Raw genomic sequence first — 17,413 nt, forward strand, 5'->3', positions numbered from 1 at the left:
GCAAGTGCCTCCTTTTATTTTGTAGCTATGCAGCGGTTTTTCATTTATCTCATCCTTTTTCTGGGAGCTTTTTTCCTGTTTGGCTGGTATTTTTCAAATATCAGCCTATATCTAATCCTGTCTCTAATCACGGCAGCACTTCTCCGACCACTCACCAACAGACTGAATGACTTTCACCTGGTCAAGCAGCACATTCCCAGATGGTTGGCGATTTTGATCTCCTACAGTTCCATCATCTTGTTGATTTTCCTCCTGAGTCTCCTGTTTTTGCCATTGATCAACAATCAACTGCTGATCCTTTCAGAAATGGATTTAGAGGGAATTTACCTGCAGATTCAAGAGCCCATTGGCAAAATAGAACGTGTTTTGTTGAGGTACCAATTATTGGAAAACAAACCCGGGGCACTGTTTGAGGAGATGAAAAACTCGATTATTGAATTCATAAAGACTTTTGATTTTGGTGGCTTCATTACCGGATTGGTCAATCTGACCAGCAGTCTTCTGATCGGGGTAATGGCAGTGGCTTTTATCACCTTTTTCCTACTTCTTGAAAATGGTCTTCTGAGAAGAAATCTATTGAACCTGATCCCCAACGCCTATTTTGAACTCTCAGTAGCTACTTTCACCAAGGTGGAAAAGCTACTATCCAATTACCTTTTTGGATTATTGATTCAAATGCTGTTCATTTTTTCGATAGCCAGCTTGGGTTTGACTTTTGCCGGGGTGGATTATGCACTGACTATAGCTCTATTCGCGGCTGTAGCAAACCTAATCCCCTACGCAGGACCAATCTTGGGAGCAGTATTTGGGATTATTGTGGGGATTTCGACAGGTACATTTGACAGCGATGCAGAGTATACTTACTTTCTTTTCAAGATATTATCGGTCTTTGCGGTGGTACAACTCACTGATAATGTGGTGCTTCAACCAATGATTTTTTCCAAATCTGTAAAGGCACATCCCCTTGAGATATTTGTTATTATCTTTGCCGGGGCAAAAATCGCCGGGATCGTAGGGATGATCTTTGCAATTCCGGTTTATACCATTTTCAGGGTTTCCATTATGGAATTCTACGAAGGGTACAAATCCTATCGAATCTTTAAAATTAAAGCAACGAATTAATGGCATTACAATGTGGCATTGTTGGACTTCCTAATGTGGGAAAGTCTACCTTGTTTAATGCGCTTTCGAGCGCCAAAGCAGAAGCAGCGAACTTTCCTTTTTGTACCATCGAGCCAAACGTAGGCGTAGTTTCAGTTCCTGACAAAAGACTTCAGATCTTGGAGGGATTGGTCAATCCACAACGCGTGGTGCCTACAATAATCGAATTTGTAGACATCGCCGGACTGGTAAAAGGCGCCTCAAAAGGCGAGGGTCTTGGTAACAAATTCCTTGCTAATATCCGGGAAGTAAATGCCATCATCCACGTGATCCGTTGCTTTGAAGATGACAATATCGTGCACGTAGCAGGTGGAGTGGATCCGATCTTTGACAAAGAAGTGATCGACACAGAACTTCAATTGAAGGATCTGGAGTCTGTTGAGAAAAAAATCCAAAAGACAGAAAAAGTCGCAAAAGCAGGAGATGCAAAGGCTAGAGTCGAACTTGAAATCCTCAACCGGTTCAAAAGTGGACTGCTATCCGGTCTGAATGCACGTGCAATTGAGGCAGATAAAGAAGAGCTGGAAGCGGTAAGGGATTTGCATTTATTGACCATCAAGCCGGTCCTATATGTAGCCAATGTGGACGAAGGAAGTATCCTTACCGGAAATAAATTTGTGGATACGCTGAAAGAAAAAGTGAAAGAGGAAAATGCTGATGTAATTCTACTTTGTGCAGCACTTGAGTCTCAGATTGCGGAGTTTGAAGATGCCGACGAAAAGGCAATGTTTCTTTCTGAATATGGATTGGAGGAAAGCGGACTGAACAGATTGATCTCCGGCGCTTATACTTTTTTGGATTTGATCACCTATTTTACCGCTGGTGTTCAGGAAGTTCGGGCTTGGACTATCAAAAGAGGATGGAAAGCGCCTCAGGCTGCAGGGGTGATTCACACCGATTTCGAACGAGGATTTATCAAGGCAGAGGTTATCAAACTGACTGAATATGTCCAATTCAAAACCGAAGCAGGTTGCCGTGAAAATGGGAAAATTGCAATTGAAGGTAAAGAATACGTTGTTCAGGACGGGGATATTATGCATTTTAGGTTTAACGTTTGACTTTTTTTGAATTTTATTTGTACTTTTAGCACCTGCTTATCCACCCAATTACGTAAGTATTTTAATTCACCATTTGTCTCATTTTATTTTTAAATCACCGTGAGAGTTAGACTTATATTTTCACTTAAAAACAAAGGCTCTTATTTGCCTTTTCATCACCAGTATATTCTTGCACAATTTCTCAAAGGAGTAATTGTAAAAGGAGGAAGAGAAGAATTCTTCAACTATAACTACTTCAACTTTTCCGGCCTGAAAGGTCAGACTAAAGTGAGTAGAAGTGGCTTGCACTATTATTCCAGTCTGGTGACGCTCGTCCTTTCTTCGCAAAGCGAGGACTTCATGGATTACTTGCTTGAGCAGGTTTTTGCTACACCAAAAATCGAACTTGGCAATCTGATCCTATCCCCAGAATACACCGAATTGGAAACCGAGCCTACGCTGGAGACCAATAACAAATTCGTGTGTATCTCTCCGCTTGTTTTGATCACCCCTGCTTTCAATGAAGAAGCCGGCAAGCGATTTATCAATCCGGACAGCGATGAGTTTTCTGATTTGCTTTACGAATCTACTTTGACCCGAATGGAAAAGTCGGGCTGGTACACTCCCGAGCAAATGGAATCCTTCTTCAAATTCCAAGTTGTTCCCGACATGGTTTATGTCAATAAACTGAAGGAGCAGCAGAAGAAATTTGCAAGAATCTACGCCGTGTATGACATGGACGTGAAGTATGAGGTGAGAGGATATACCCTTCCATTCACCCTTTATGCTGCTCCGGAAGTTCAGGACTTTGTATTCAAATGTGGTCTGGGAGCCTTCACTCACAAAGGATTCGGTATGCTCGATTTGGCAAACCATCCGTCTGGAAACAGAACTACAACTTACAAGTTCAAGCGTGAGGGATTCGTTCCTTACAAGCCCACCGAGCGAATTAGGCAGAATGTTGCTCCCACCTCAGATGAGGTCGACGGTGAAAGTGAATTACCTGAGGAACTATAAAATTTTAAATCCTCTCCAAGTGAGAGGATTTTTCTTTATAGCCTTCTTCGATTTGGATGTAAATACACATATCCAACCAATTGATCGTATCTGGATCCCAAGGCTCGATAATAAACCAGAACTTCGTATTCATTCTCAGTTTCAAAGAAGCTGCCTTCGATCGGATCTGAATCGTATCCATCTTCCGTGGGAAAACCATATTGGTAATCATACCAGCCCTGCTTCACCAAGATGGAAGTACTGTACAGACCCGTTTTTGGGTCATAGGTCAATTTTGAGTCAGGATTATTGCCCCAAGCTGTCAATGATCCCAACATTCTGATATCCCTGTTTGGATCAACCTGAAGGTAAAAAGTCGTATAGATGTATTCGCTTTCCACTTCGGGATTTCCGCCGGGTCGATCATTAGTATAGACCATGTATTGGCCATTTAGATCAAGGTACTGGGAATATACTCCTCCAGGTCGGGGTTGGTCTGTCAAAGCATTGGCGAATATCACCGTTTCTTCCACCTTGACATCGGCAATATTTACGCCGGTAGCCCGGATAAATCTCAAATCCACAAACCTGAATTCATTTCCTGCTCGAAAAGTACTCGTCCCGTCGAACGGCTCGTACCGGATAGTCTTTCCTATTTGATTTAGAAAAGTTGGCTTTGCCAAAAACTTCGCATTGTCCCAGCGCTGGTTTTGCCGTATGAGTACTTTCACCTGGGTGGTGGGGTCCACTAAATCAATTCTGGAATAATTCACCGCCACATTGATCTGCTGGAGAGCTCTTCTGTTTTCGGTCTCCGTTGGTGGGACAACGGATGCTCCCACCGTAAACAGCTCCTCATAAACCATAAATCTTTTGGTCAGGATCACCTCATCTTCATTTCGGTTTCGGTAGACCTTAAGTATATAATTCCCCGATTTTGTGACTCTGGGAACCGTAAAGGCATAATGGATGTAGGGAATTCTGGTATTGACCGAGTAACTGTACTCCTCAATGTTGTATTGATTGAAAGAAACAGAAAAGTCATTGTCACGAAGGGAAGACTTTTGCCAGTTTGCATCACAATGAATCAGCTTCACGGTGTATTGCTCCGGGTCGTAGGCAATATCATCAAAGAGCAAAACCAATGGCCTCGAATCAGTAATCGAAACCACAGCTGCATCCAATTGACTGTCCTGTTGGAGCCCCAATGGGAACAACCTCACCGAATGGACATGCTCTGAATAGACTTTGTCTTCCAAAATCTGGGACAAAACTTCCTCAGATCTCAGCAAAACCAAGAAAATCACGAGGGAAAATATGCTTTTGGTCATGAACTTAAAGTAGGGAATTTAGTCCAAAACCACCCAATTAGCCTGCCAATTCCTGAAGAGAAGAAATCTGATCTACCAATTGCTCCCATTTGGCATTGGCTTCATAAAGGCTGTTTTGAATACTTTGGTAGCTTTCTTGGACTTTTTGGGCTTTTGATTCATTCTCATACACCTCCGGATCAGCCATTTTCACCTCGGTTTCCGCTTTCAAAAGATCTAAGGACTCAATTTCTTTTTCGATTTTCTGAAGCTGTTCTTCCATTTTTTTCAGGTCTCTTTTTGCCTGTTGAATTTCAGATGCATTTTTTTGAACAACCGGGATTGGCTTTTTCTCGACTTTCTCAGCAGCAGGCACTGCTTTTACTTCCACTTGTTGGCTTCGCCAAAATTCGTATTCATCGTATGTTCCTGGATATTCTTTGATCTCGTAATCTTCGATGTACCAGATCTTATTTGCCACTCCTTTGATAAAGTGTCGATCGTGAGAGACTGTGATAAAAGTCCCCTCGTATTGCTGCAAAGCCTGAATCAGGATATTAACCGACTGAAAATCCAGGTGGTTGGTAGGTTCATCAAGCAGTAGAAAATTAGCTTCAGATATCAGCGTTTTCGCCAAGGCAACCCTTGATTTTTCCCCTCCGGAAAGCACTTTGATTTTCTTGAAAACTTCTTCATTTGAAAAAAGAAAACATCCCAAAACTCCACGAAGCTCCATCTCTGATTTTTTGCTCCCAGCTTGAGCCATTTCTTGGATGATCTCATTGTCCAAGGTTAAGGCTTCCAGTTGATGCTGTGCAAAAAATGCCTTGATCACATTATGTCCTTCCGTTCGGGTTCCTTGATTCTGATCTGTTCCGGCGATTATCCTCAGCAAGGTCGATTTTCCTTTTCCGTTGGCTCCGATCAAAGCGATCTTGTCTCCTCTTTCGATTCGTGCGGTGGTATTTTTCAAAATAACCAAGTCTCCATAAGCCTTGGAAACATGATCCAAAACGACTACATCCCGACCTGACTTTTGTGAAAACTTAAATTTAAAGTTTACGAAAGCTTCGTCATTTACCACCTCATTGACACGATCCATTCGATCCAGAGCCTTGATCCTGGATTGGACTTGGTTGGATTTGGTCGCCTTGGCCCGGAAACGCTCGATAAACTTCTCCGTCTGTTTGATCATCTGTTGCTGATTCTCGTAGGCATTTTGCTGGAGCTCCATCCGGATTTTCTTTTCTTCCTTGTAGAAAGAATAATTTCCCGGATAGGAAGTCAAGGTCTGATTGGCTACTTCCACTGTTGTGCTGATGCAGTTATCCAGAAAAGTCTGGTCGTGAGATACGACCACAACTGCACCTTCATAGTTTTTCAGATAATTTTCCACCCATTGAATGGACGGTAAATCCAGGTGGTTGGTAGGTTCATCGAGCATAAGAAGGGACGGCTTTTCCAAAAGTAGCTTGGCAAGCATTACCCTCATCCTCCATCCACCGGAAAACTGCCGAAGCGGCTTTTCCAAATCTTTCGTCTGAAATCCAATACCCTCCAAAACCTCTTCAGCTTTGGCTTTGATGGTATAGCCTTCATTGCTTTCGAAGCGATCCTGCAAGTTTGCCAGTTTGTTGATGATCTCCTCGGAGTAGTCGGTTTCCATCAATTTCAGGACTTTTTCGATCTCATCCTGAAGCGCCAGAGTCTCTTTAAAAGCTGCCAGGGCAACATTTAGGATACTTTCATCTGACTGGTAAGAAAGCAAGTCCTGATTCAAAAATCCGATTGTACAATCTTTGGCTTTCTGAACTTCACCTGTCGTCGGCTGGTAGTCTCCATGGATGATTTTGAGCAATGTGGATTTTCCTGTTCCATTTTGCCCAACAAGCCCGATTTTGTCTTTTGGCTTGATATGGAGGTTGGCATTTTCGTAAAGCGGACGACCGCCGATGAAGTAAGAAAGGTTGCTAATAGATAACATGGCGCAAAAATAACCAAAGCCCCGTTTATACACTCCCCACTCGGAAAACAATCTCAATTGTATTAGCTTATTTCTTCAAATAACTTGCTCATGAACTACTTCAAACCCTTTGTTTTTTGTCTCAGCCTAGGATTGGTCAGTCTGAGCGCCAGTTGCCAGGGAAAACTTTCTCCAGAATCGACAGCTTCAGGCAGCAATAAGCAGGATATCCGAAGTGCAAAAGCCGATGTCCAACTGGAAAAAATCAAACTCCAAGCTGGGTTCAAAATAGAAGTTTGGGCAGCTGACGTACCCAACGCCCGATCAATGGCAATCTCCGAAGAGGGAATTGTTTTCGTAGGAAATCGCCAAGAGGAAAATGTGTACGCCTTGGTTGACGATAATGCTGATGGCAAAGCCGATTCCAAGTACATTTTGGCAGAAGGGCTCGACATGCCAAATGGAGTGGCATACAAAGACGGAGACCTTTATGTCGCAGAAGTCAGTCGGATTTTGAGATTCAAAGACATCAAAAACAACCTGTCAAACCCGAAATTTGAAGTCGTCTTTGACGGCTATCCAACCGAAAGCCACCATGGCTGGAAATTTATTGGCTTTGGTCCGGATGGAATGCTCTATGTTCCAGTTGGAGCTCCTTGCAACATTTGCGATCCGGAGGAGGAGATTTTCGCAAGTATTACTCGGCTTGATGTGACCAGGCCAGGTGCAAAACCAGAGGTTTACGCTCATGGAGTAAGAAACACAGTGGGCTTTGACTGGCATCCTGTGAGCAATGAATTATGGTTTACAGACAATGGCCGCGATATGCTTGGAGATGACACGCCGGATTGCGAGCTCAACAGGGCGACTGCTGCCGGCCAACATTTTGGATATCCCTACTGGCATGCAGGCTCAGTCAAAGATCCAGAGTTTGGTAACAAGGGCAAAGAAGCGGCTGCTTATTCGGCTCCAGCCGCCAAGATGGGGCCTCACAACGCTCCACTTGGAATGCGGTTTTATGAAGGCGAAATGTTCCCTGCCTCCTATAAAAACAATGCGATCATTTCAAAACACGGCAGCTGGAACAGAAGCAAAAAAGCAGGCTACGAAGTTATCTTGGCCAAAATCGATGCATCCGGCAAAGTAACCGGTCAGGAAACATTTGCCACCGGTTGGTTGGATGATGCTAGCCAGGAAGTCTGGGGAAGGCCAGTTGATGTTCAGGAACTTCCTGACGGAAGCCTTTTGATTTCAGACGATATGGCAAATTGCATCTACCGGCTGACCTATTCGAAGTAATCAAAAAGGGAGGTTTTTAGCCTCCCTTACTTTTTCACTTAAACCATTCCGGCTTAGTAGTATCCACCTCGGCCTGCAGCTGATTGAGCAGGTTATAGAGCCCAAAATAGGTTCGGTTGATATACAAGCCATGTCGGGAACCTCGTGCTTGACGGGACTTTTTGAACATCTTATCGTTGGAGATTTTGTCACCCAATTGAAAAATTCGCTCAAAGTAGCTGTCATCAGCAAAGTCAAATCGATCCACGTGAAAGGGTTTGCCCAATAGAGAAATCATGTCCTTAAACACGCCTCTGAAGTAGATTTTTTCTTCCTCGGTATCTCTATCCGAAATAAAATCAAGCGAATAGAAAATCTGATTCAACTCGTCTTCCTTCAAAACCATCCCCTTTTTCATCAAAGGAAAATAGCCCTGATAGAAATCCTCCGGGATCACTTTGACACAGCCAAAATCAATAATTCCCAATCGATTATCGTCCTGAATTATAAAATTGCCTGGATGGGGATCTGCGTGAACCTGCTTCAGATTGTGCACCTGATGGTGATAGAAATCCCAAAGAGCCTGCCCGACCTGATTTTTGGCCTGCTGGCTCGGTTTGGTTTCCATCCATTCCTTAATGTGTTTGCCGGAAATCCAGTCCATAGTTATCACCCGATCTGAGCTGAATTCATCGTAATAGGTCGGGAATTTCAGATTGGGAATATGAGAACAGGCTTGGGAAATCTCACGTGAGCGTTCCACTTCTAATTTGTAATCCGTCTCCTCAACCAATCGCTCCTCTACCTCTTCCATATAATGGTCGAGTTCTTTCTCATTCATATTGAGAAGCCGGAGGGCAAATGGCCGGACCAATTTCAAGTCCGAACTGACGGAATCAGCGACTCCAGGATACTGGATTTTCACTGCGAAGGTCTTTCCATTTTTGGTCGCCTGATGAACCTGGCCAATCGAGGCTGCGTTTACTGCAGATCTGGTAAAGGTCTCGAAGATTCCTTCCGGCGGCTTCCCGAAGTATTTTTGAAAAGTCTTCACCACCAAAGGATAAGACAAAGGCGGTGCTGAGTACTGTGCCATCGTAAACTTATCTTGATAAGCTCTCGGCAAGAGATTCTTGTCCATAGACATCATCTGAGCCACTTTCAGAGCCGATCCTTTCAGCTCACTGAGCGAATTATAGATATCGGTGGCATTGTTGGAGTGGAGCTCTTCCTTATCCATCGATGGATTAACCATCTTTTTGGCGTAATGCTTCACGTAATTTCCTCCGACTTTTGCTCCGGTGGAGATAAATTTGGCCGCACGCTGCACTTTAGAAACCGGAATGGATTCCTGTTCTTTTACTTTGCCAGCCATGATTATTTGTTTTGATAGAGAAACTTCGCGAAGTCTAAAAAGCTATCAAAAGCGCTTTTTCCCATTAGGTCAAAAGCCAGATTCACAGATTTTTCAATCGCGGCATCAGTTTTTTCAAATCGCGGACTTCTGTCATCTAGCCAATATCTAAACACAAATGCTACCTGAAGCCAAAGTGCCTCATCGTAACGTTCCGAAATGAACGGTCGAGAAGCGATCTCCTGAGATTCTTTTCCTTCCAAAATTATCTCTCCGGCAAAGTCCTTGAACTTGGCTTTGAATTCCTTGGTGTCAGAAGGAAGAGATTGGAAGGACTTTGTTTTATTCTGATAAAGGCTTAGCAGGTAGGACCTGTTTTTCTTCAATTCCTCAATCCAGGTGAACAGAAAACTGAGAAACTTTTCCCTGACACTGTATTCTTGGTAGACTTCCTGAGCTTCGATCTGCTCCAATGTGGTTTCAAAAATTGAAACCCATACCGAGGATTTGATGGAAGCAAAAGAAGTGAAGTAGGTGTAAAACTCCTCCTCCTTCATCTTCAGATCCTTTGCAAACTTGAAAACCGAGGCCGGCTCCGACCCATGCTCCAGCACATGGTTCTTATATCCTTCCAAAATCAGTTTTCGATAATCTTTTTTTGCAGTCTTCTTAGTGGTTGTCGTTTCCATGGGTTTTCCTTGAGATACAAGTAAATAACTCCCAATCGTCCCCGGAGGTTTGCCAAACGCAAAAAAAAGCCGGAATAAGATTCCGGCTTTCCAATTATGGATTCAGTTATTTCAATTCTTCACCTTTTCAATCACCAGATTGTGATTGGTGTAAATGCAGACATCGGCAGCGATATGGAGGCTCTCCCTTACCATTTCTTCAGCTGATAGATGCGGAGCAAACTTCTTCATAGCCCGGGCTGCAGATTGAGCAAACATGCTTCCTGAGCCAATGGTAGCGATTTCCATATCCGGTTCGATCACATCTCCGGTACCGGAAATAATCAGGATATCATCCTTGTCGGCGATGATCATCATTGCTTCCAAGCGGCTTAGCATGCGGTCCATCCGCCATTCTTTGGCCAGCTCGACCGCTGCCCGTTTCATGTTGTTACCGAAGGCTCCGAGTTTTTCTTCAAATTTTTCCAAAAGTGTAAATGCATCTGCGGTGGATCCTGCAAAACCGGTTACGATTTTCCCTCCCTGCAATACACGCAGTTTCTTAACTGTACTTTTTGCAACAGTATTCCCCAAAGTCGCCTGTCCATCTGCTCCGATGACTACCTCACCATTGTGACGAATGGCTACTACGGTTGTTGATTTGATTTTTTCCATGGATAAAAGTTATTGGTTATTAGTTTTTGAGTTATTGGATCCAACAATTTGGCTTTATGAGTTTTGACTAGAGCAATAGTAACTGATAACCAATAACTGCACAACCCCTTCTCCAATAACCATACAAAAGCAAAAGTCCTGTCGAAACAGGACTTTTTGGCAGTTATTCTATTAAATCAGGATCCTGACCGGATCTTCAAGTAAGCTTTTCAATGTGATCAAGAATGCTGAACCTACAGATCCATCTACCACTCTATGGTCACAGGAAAGGGTCACCTTCATGATATTGCCGATCTTCATCTGACCGTCTTTCACGATTACAGTTTCTTTGATCCCTCCTACCGCAAGGATGCAAGCATCAGGCGGGTTGATGATCGCAGTGAACTCGTCGATTCCAAACATTCCCAAATTGGAAATGGTGAATGTATTTCCTTCCCAGTCTTTGGGCTGAAGTTCTTTGGTTTTTGCTTTTCCGCCAAGAGTTTTCGCTTGAGTGGAAATCTGAGAGAGAGACAAACTATCTGCAAAACGAATCACAGGCACCAACAGTCCCTCCTCCACAGCTACGGCCATCCCAATATGAATATGGTCGTTGTAGCGGATTTTGTCGCCCAACCAGCTGGAATTTACTTTTGGGTGCTGACGCAAAGCAGCTGCTGAAGCCTTGATCACCATATCATTGAAGGAGATTTTTACAGGAGAAATCTCGTTCATACTCTTTCTTGCTTCGATTGCCTTGTCCATATTGATTTCCATGGTCAGGTAGAAGTGTGGAGCTCCAAACTTACTTTGAGCCAGTCGCTTGGCAATTACTTTTCTCATTTGAGAAACTTTCTCCTCGCGGAAGCTTTCCTGACCAACTACCGGAGCGGATGCAGGAGTTGCTGCGATTGTCGGGGCAGTAGCCGCAACTGGAGCCGCAGAAGGCACAAATGTTTCCACATCACGCTTCACAATTCTTCCGCCTTCACCAGATCCATTTACCAGGCGAATGTCGACGCCTTTATCCTCAGCCATTTTCTTGGCCAAAGGGGAGGCTTTTACTCTTTCCCCATTCGGTACAGCAGTGGTAATTGGAGCCGCCGCAGCAACTGGAACTTCAACTTTTGCTTCCACCACAGGTTCAACTTTTACCTCAGTTGGAGCAGCAGCTTTGCTACCTCCCTGATTTGCCTTTAACAAAGTCTGGTAGTCAGCACCTTTTTCGCCGATCACTGCAATGACACCATCTACTGAAACGCTGTTTCCAGCTTCCACGCCAATATAAAGCAACACACCGTCTTCATAGGATTCAAGCTCCATGGTAGCCTTGTCAGTTTCGACTTCGGCAATGATTTCACCGGATTTCACGGTATCACCCACTTTTTTCAGCCAAGTGGCAATGGTACCTTCCTGCATGGTATCACTCATTTTTGGCATGGTGATCACGGTGGCATTGATACTGGAAGTATCTATTTTTTCTGCCGGAGCTTCAGTTTTGGCCGAATCTGAAGATTTTGCAGGTTCTGCGACTTTAGCCTCAGGCTTGGATTCCTCTTTTTTGGCTTCAGCAGGAGCGGCAGACCCGCTGAGCAAATGCTCGTATGCTTCCCCTTTTTCACCGATAATGGCAATGACACCATTCACAGGTACTGAATCTTTCTCCTGAACTCCAATATATAAAAGGACACCCTCTTCGTAAGATTCCAATTCCATGGTTGCTTTGTCGGTTTCTACTTCAGCCAGGATGTCTCCAGGCTTTACAGTATCTCCCACCTTTTTCAACCATGCAGCGATCACCCCCTCCTCCATTGTGTCACTCATTTTTGGCATTCTGATTATTTCGGCCATAGGTAATTTTGAGCTTGTTCGTTTTTAAAGAGTCCAAAAATAGTTTTTAAAAACGCTTTATTCAAATTTATATCCTGTATTTTCCGAGCTGTTTTAGGCCGTTTTGCTCCATGCCACTTACTTCTGAAAGCTCTTACCAAAGGCCTAATTGGCTCTTTAGCGGACACTTAGAAACCATTTATCCTGCGCTTTTTCGTAAAGTTGAAGTCCAAAAACCTATGAGGGAAAGGATCGAAACTCCTGATGGAGACTTCCTTGATCTGGATTGGTTTAGGAGCGGAAATCCCCGCTTGGTAATAATCAGTCATGGTTTGGAAGGAAACAGCACTCGGCCTTATATGCTTGGAATGGCTCGGGAATTTCTTAAGAAGGGATTTGATGTCCTGACTTGGAACTTCAGGGGATGCAGCGAGGAAATGAACCGAACTCTGATTTTTTACCATAGCGGCGCCACTTATGACTTGGATACTGTGGTCAATCATGCCCAAAAAGACTATCGGAAGATTTTCCTGGTGGGATTCAGTTTGGGAGGAAATCTCTCTCTGAAATATTTGGGAGAAAAGAAATCCAGCAATCCAAAACTCAAAAAAGGAGTGGCTATCTCAGTTCCCCTGGATCTTGCCAAATCCTGCGAAAAAATTTCTACCGGAGAAAACGTCATTTACTCCAAGCGCTTTCTGACCACTTTAAAAGAAAAAGTGATCAGAAAATCCCAAGCTTTTCCGGGAAAATTGCCCCTGAGTCAGCTGCGCAAAGTCAAAACATTAAGAGACTTTGATGAATACTTTACCGGGCCAGTTCATGGTTTTTCGGATGCCGCGGAGTATTACCAGGTCAACTCTTCGCTGCAGTTTTTGGACCAGATCGAAGTACCAACTTTGGTTCTCAATGCCCAAAACGATCCCTTTTTAAGCGAGACTTGTTTTCCGGTAAAACTGGCCAAAAAGCTGGATTTGGTCCATTTTGAATTTCCAAAACACGGTGGACATGTGGGGTTTTCCGGTCCTTCCCGTGAAAAAAGCTATTATTCAGAGCTTAGGGCAGTTGAATTTATAAGCCACGATCTCTAAATTCCGCTCAAATCCATTAATCCCCTGACCATGTGCGGAAGATATTCCCTCAGCAAAAGTAAAATTGAATTGGAAGAACGGTTCCAGGCGGAAATGCTGGCGGATTTCAAACCGAGGTTTAACATCGCCCCTACCCAATTGGTGCCTGTGCTTACCTCAGACAGCCCCAAAGGTTTCTCGTTCTTTTATTGGGGGATCACTCCTGATTTTGGACAAAACAAACCGGTTTCCCAAAAACTGATCAACGCCAAAGCTGAGTCTGTCAATGAGAAAATTTCCTTCAAAAGCTCCTTTCAGAGGAGGCGCTGTCTGGTGCCTGCTGACGGTTTTTTCGAGTGGAAAAGGCTTGGCAAAAAGACCAAAATCCCTTACCGCTTTACCTTAAGAGATGAGGATACATTCGCATTTGCCGGGATTTGGGAAGAATATGAAACAGTTTCAGGAGAATCTCAGCATACCTTTTTGATCCTGACCACCACGCCCAATGAAGTAGTGGAAGAGGTCCACGACAGAATGCCGGTAATTCTAAACCGGGAGCAGGAAAAAAAATGGCTCGACAAATACACTTCAGAATCAGATCTCCTGAATATGCTAAAAACCTATCCCGGAGAATTGATGTTGAGTTATACAGTTTCTCCTCTTGTCAATTCAGTGCAAAACGATACACCCGGAATTATCCGCCGTACTTCACCCATGGACCAGTTTGGGAATTATACGCTGTTCGGGTAAAGTCGAAAACAAAAATCCTGATTTGAGCTTTTTTGTGGGATTGCCAGCAAGTACCGATATTGGCAAACCTTATAGTTTTTCACTCAATAGACCCAATAATGATGAAAAAATCCCGAATTCTCGGAGCCGGGCACTACGTACCTGAAAGGATCGTGACAAATGAGGAGCTTTCGCAGATGATGAACACCAATAATGAGTGGATCGTCGAACGTACCGGGATTCATGAGCGCCGCTGGTTTACTCCCGGGGTCGACACAGTCACCAACATGTCTGCCAAAGCCAGTCGCATGGCAATGGAAAGAGCTGGGGTAAAAGCAGAAGAGATCGAATTCATCGTTTTTGCTACGATCACCTCAGATTATTTCCTTCCCGGAAATGGGGTTTTGTTGCAAAGAGAATTGGGACTTTCGGGAATTGGAGCGATCGATATCAAAAATGCCTGTTCTGGATTCCTTTATGCACTTTCTGTTGCTGATCAGTTCATCAAGACGGGAATGTATAAGAAAATATTGGTCATTGGAGCCGAGATCCAATCCTCCGCCCTAGACAAAAGTGACGAAGGTCGCTCCAGTGCGGTGATCTTTGCCGATGGAGCCGGGGCAGTGGTTTTAGGTGCCGTGGAGCAGGATCAACCGGGAATTCTCAGTTCACATTTGCATTCAGAAGGGGCCTACGCAGAGGAATTGTATTGCATCGCACCAAGCTCAAGTGGCAAAGTCAGACTCTCTCAGGAGATGATAGATCGGGGAGACTTTTTTCTCAAAATGAACGGAAATGCAGTTTTCAAACATGCAATTGTCCGATTTATGGAAGTGATCATGGAAGCTCTTGAATTCAATGGATTGACAAAAGATGATCTTGACTTGTTGGTTCCTCACCAAGCCAACCTCAGGATTTCTCAGTATATCCAACAAAAGCTCCAACTTCCGGACGAAAAAGTGTTTAACAATATCATGTACTTGGGAAATACGACAGCCGGCACCATTCCAATTGCCCTTTCTCAGGCTTGGGAACAAGGCAGATTGAAACAAGGCGACCTGGTTTGCCTCGCTGCCTTTGGTTCTGGATTTGCGTGGGCATCAGTGTTATTGAGGTGGTAAATGATGAATGAGACTCAATTGACTTTGGATCTTGAGCTTTGGTTAAACGCTGACATTTACCGTAGACAAAATGTCCTGAAACGCCAATTTATCAGCCTCTTGGAGGAAATTGGCAATTCCTTTTCTGCAAATGATTTGAGCCAAATTTCCAAAAATTCAAAAGGTTCCAAAATATCCAAAGGGAACGATTTACTGGGATTTCCTTACCAGGTTTTGGATTTGATCCGGGATTTTGACCCTGATTCCGGAGTGAACATCCGACTGCTCAACTGGTTTGGTAATGGTTTTTTTCTGACTGTTTTACTGGGAAAAAACAGATTAAATCCAATAAAATCCTTGTTAGACCTTGGTTTTAACTATGGCCTGAGCGAAAATCAATGGGACTATCCAGACCTGATTTTGAAGCAAAATCACACCCTAAATCAGGAAAGAATCAAAGCATCTGCGCTTCAATTCCATCATTGGATCAAAGTTTATGAACCAAAATCAGAACCAAAGGTCAATTCTGAAAAGCTTTGTAAAGCGATAAAAAAAATCCTTGGGATTCTGAGACTTCCGTCCGAACAAAGCGGGATTTAACTTAATTTTAAACTGGAAAACAGTTCGTACGTAGTGAGTATACAGAATCTATTCCTTTGATCGTTTGAAAAAGGTTCTGATTGGGGCCTCACTGAAATCAACATGATATGAGATATTTGCTTTTGGCAGTTTTTACTTTCCTCTACTTTTCAGCATATTCTCAAGAACCTAAAGTGATTCAGCAATTCAACTCTGATTCCACCATTATGGCAACCGGAGTAGTTGCTAAAGGTAATCGAGAAGGTTTGTGGAAATTTTACAATCCCAAAACCAACACACTGATTGCCGAGGGTACTTTTGCCGATGGTAAAAAAGAAGGAGCATGGACCCAGTATTATCCAGATGGGAAGCGAAGAGAAACAGCTGATTATCGGGATGGAAAGCTTTTTGGACCTGCACAATATTTCGATACAGAGGGGGCATTAAAAAAGCAAGTTGTATTCCAGGACAGTATTTTGGTGGGTAAGTACACGGAATTTTTCGGAAAAGCCGGAACGTCATCCTACATTGATCCCACACAGGTCACCATCGAAGGCCAATATGAAAACGGAAAAAGATCAGGCCAATGGGTCACTTTTTATGAATTCGGTGAGCTGGCATCCCGTGAATTTTATGTGAATGGGCTTAAAGAAGGTCCCTATCTGGAATATGACTCAGACGGAAATGTAATTACGGAAGCTACCTACGTCAAAGGACAGTTAGAGGGCAGTTTCAAAAGGTCATTGTATATGATACTCCTGGAAACGGGCAATTATAGAAATGGCCAAAAAGTCGGTGAATGGAAACGCTATTTTCCAGCTACCAAAACCATTGAAGCCGAAGAATATTATGACCAAAATGGCAACAAAACGGGTGAATGGAAATACTATTACCAAACCGGAAGGTTGGCCAGAGTCGAAAAATACGAAAATGATATTGCCATTGGCGTTTGGGAAGAATACTTCCCGAATAAAGCGCTTTCAAAACGTAAAACATACGAGTTGGGCGTTCCAGTCGGTGAATACATCGAATATCACAGCTCCGGACAGATATCAGTTCAAGGCAAGTATGAAAATGGCGCCAAAAGCGGAATCTGGAAAAGCTTCTTCCCGGATGGGGAAATTTATTCGATTGGAGAATACAAAAATGACCAAAAAACTGGCCTCTGGAAGTATTTCAATAAAATCGGAATCTTGATCGCGGAAGGGGAATATAATTTGGGAATGGAAGAAGGCCAATGGTTTTACTACTATGATGGAGGCCAGCTTAAATCTGTCGGAACCTACAAACTCGGTTTGGAGAATGGAATTTGGGGACTTTTTTACGACAACAAACAGCTGACTCAGGAGGAATTTTGGGATTACGGCCGTTTGAAAAATGTAGGAGATTATTTCAGCTTTGATGGGGCAACCAAACTGGACAAGGGAACCCTTAAGGATGGCGATGGTACCCGAATCACCTATTACATCAATGGGCAGAAGGAATCCGAGGGTACTTTTGAATCCGGGAAAGCTGAGGGCTTATGGATTTTTTACCATGAAAATGGCCGAAAAGCTTCTGAAGGAGCTATGATTGACGGAAAAAAAGAAGGCCCCTGGAAATACTACAATTCTGCAGGAAGACTGGAAGACCTTATCAACTATAAAAACGATGAGATTGTGGCTTCTAACTGAGAAGCGAATTT

15 protein-coding genes are annotated in these 17,413 nt (G+C 43.5%); 9 read left to right on the forward strand and 6 right to left on the reverse strand.

What is annotated here, in order from left to right; translation table 11 throughout:
• Positions 1-27 precede the first annotated feature (27 nt).
• The 3 genes from B0E43_RS27710 to cas6 all read left to right on the forward strand — a co-directional run bounded on the left by B0E43_RS27710 (position 28) and on the right by cas6 (position 3,215).
• On the forward strand, positions 28-1,122 hold the full coding sequence (locus tag B0E43_RS27710) for an AI-2E family transporter (RefSeq protein WP_077347853.1): 1,095 nt from the start codon (positions 28-30) through the stop codon (positions 1,120-1,122).
• Positions 1,122-2,219: a redox-regulated ATPase YchF gene (gene ychF, locus B0E43_RS27715; protein WP_077347855.1), complete on the forward strand. Its 1,098-nt coding sequence runs from the start codon at positions 1,122-1,124 to the stop codon at positions 2,217-2,219. The genes B0E43_RS27710 and ychF overlap by 1 nt, the downstream gene beginning before the upstream one ends.
• A 99-nt stretch (positions 2,220-2,318) precedes the next feature.
• Positions 2,319-3,215, forward strand: coding sequence for a CRISPR-associated endoribonuclease Cas6 (gene cas6 / locus B0E43_RS27720; RefSeq protein WP_077347857.1), 897 nt, complete (start codon positions 2,319-2,321; stop codon positions 3,213-3,215).
• Between the two features lie 35 nt (positions 3,216-3,250).
• On the opposite strand, the gene B0E43_RS27725 is transcribed toward cas6, so the two are convergent.
• Together B0E43_RS27725 and B0E43_RS27730 are read right to left on the reverse strand one after the other, a co-directional pair.
• Complete coding sequence (locus B0E43_RS27725) at positions 3,251-4,525, reverse strand: DUF5103 domain-containing protein (protein WP_077347859.1); 1,275 nt, start codon at positions 4,523-4,525, stop codon at positions 3,251-3,253.
• Between the two features lie 37 nt (positions 4,526-4,562).
• Complete coding sequence (locus B0E43_RS27730; RefSeq protein WP_077347861.1) at positions 4,563-6,488, reverse strand: ABC-F family ATP-binding cassette domain-containing protein; 1,926 nt, start codon at positions 6,486-6,488, stop codon at positions 4,563-4,565.
• A gap of 90 nt (positions 6,489-6,578) precedes the next feature.
• On the opposite strand from B0E43_RS27730, the gene B0E43_RS27735 reads away from it, so the two are divergent.
• Positions 6,579-7,766 (forward strand): sorbosone dehydrogenase family protein, encoded by a 1,188-nt coding sequence (locus tag B0E43_RS27735; RefSeq protein ID WP_077347863.1) that lies wholly within the window; start codon positions 6,579-6,581, stop codon positions 7,764-7,766.
• Positions 7,767-7,800: 34 nt separating this feature from the next.
• On the opposite strand, the gene B0E43_RS27740 is transcribed toward B0E43_RS27735, so the two are convergent.
• From B0E43_RS27740 to B0E43_RS27755, 4 genes are all read right to left on the reverse strand, one after another.
• Positions 7,801-9,120: an AarF/ABC1/UbiB kinase family protein gene (locus B0E43_RS27740; protein ID WP_077347865.1), complete on the reverse strand. Its 1,320-nt coding sequence runs from the start codon at positions 9,118-9,120 to the stop codon at positions 7,801-7,803.
• Between the two features lie 2 nt (positions 9,121-9,122).
• Complete coding sequence (locus B0E43_RS27745) at positions 9,123-9,788, reverse strand: TetR family transcriptional regulator C-terminal domain-containing protein (protein WP_077347866.1); 666 nt, start codon at positions 9,786-9,788, stop codon at positions 9,123-9,125.
• Between the two features lie 111 nt (positions 9,789-9,899).
• Entirely contained in the window at positions 9,900-10,442 is a 543-nt protein-coding gene (hslV, locus tag B0E43_RS27750) for an ATP-dependent protease subunit HslV (RefSeq protein WP_077347868.1), read from the reverse strand.
• A gap of 171 nt (positions 10,443-10,613) precedes the next feature.
• Positions 10,614-12,272, reverse strand: a complete 1,659-nt coding sequence (locus B0E43_RS27755; protein WP_077347870.1) for a pyruvate dehydrogenase complex dihydrolipoamide acetyltransferase — start codon at positions 12,270-12,272, stop codon at positions 10,614-10,616.
• Between the two features lie 110 nt (positions 12,273-12,382).
• Between B0E43_RS27755 and B0E43_RS27760 the strand changes: the two genes are divergently transcribed.
• The 5 genes from B0E43_RS27760 to B0E43_RS27780 all read left to right on the forward strand — a co-directional run bounded on the left by B0E43_RS27760 (position 12,383) and on the right by B0E43_RS27780 (position 17,402).
• Complete coding sequence (locus B0E43_RS27760; RefSeq protein ID WP_077347872.1) at positions 12,383-13,342, forward strand: YheT family hydrolase; 960 nt, start codon at positions 12,383-12,385, stop codon at positions 13,340-13,342.
• Between the two features lie 30 nt (positions 13,343-13,372).
• Positions 13,373-14,071: an SOS response-associated peptidase gene (locus tag B0E43_RS27765; RefSeq protein ID WP_077347874.1), complete on the forward strand. Its 699-nt coding sequence runs from the start codon at positions 13,373-13,375 to the stop codon at positions 14,069-14,071.
• 101 nt (positions 14,072-14,172) lie between these two features.
• Complete coding sequence (locus B0E43_RS27770) at positions 14,173-15,171, forward strand: 3-oxoacyl-ACP synthase III family protein (protein ID WP_077347938.1); 999 nt, start codon at positions 14,173-14,175, stop codon at positions 15,169-15,171.
• Positions 15,172-15,750: a hypothetical protein gene (locus B0E43_RS27775; RefSeq protein ID WP_077347876.1), complete on the forward strand. Its 579-nt coding sequence runs from the start codon at positions 15,172-15,174 to the stop codon at positions 15,748-15,750.
• Positions 15,751-15,857: 107 nt separating this feature from the next.
• Positions 15,858-17,402, forward strand: coding sequence for a toxin-antitoxin system YwqK family antitoxin (locus B0E43_RS27780; protein ID WP_077347878.1), 1,545 nt, complete (start codon positions 15,858-15,860; stop codon positions 17,400-17,402).
• Positions 17,403-17,413 lie beyond the last annotated feature (11 nt).

This window comes from Algoriphagus sp. A40, from assembly GCF_002002735.1.
In the GTDB taxonomy this organism is placed as follows: domain Bacteria; phylum Bacteroidota; class Bacteroidia; order Cytophagales; family Cyclobacteriaceae; genus Algoriphagus.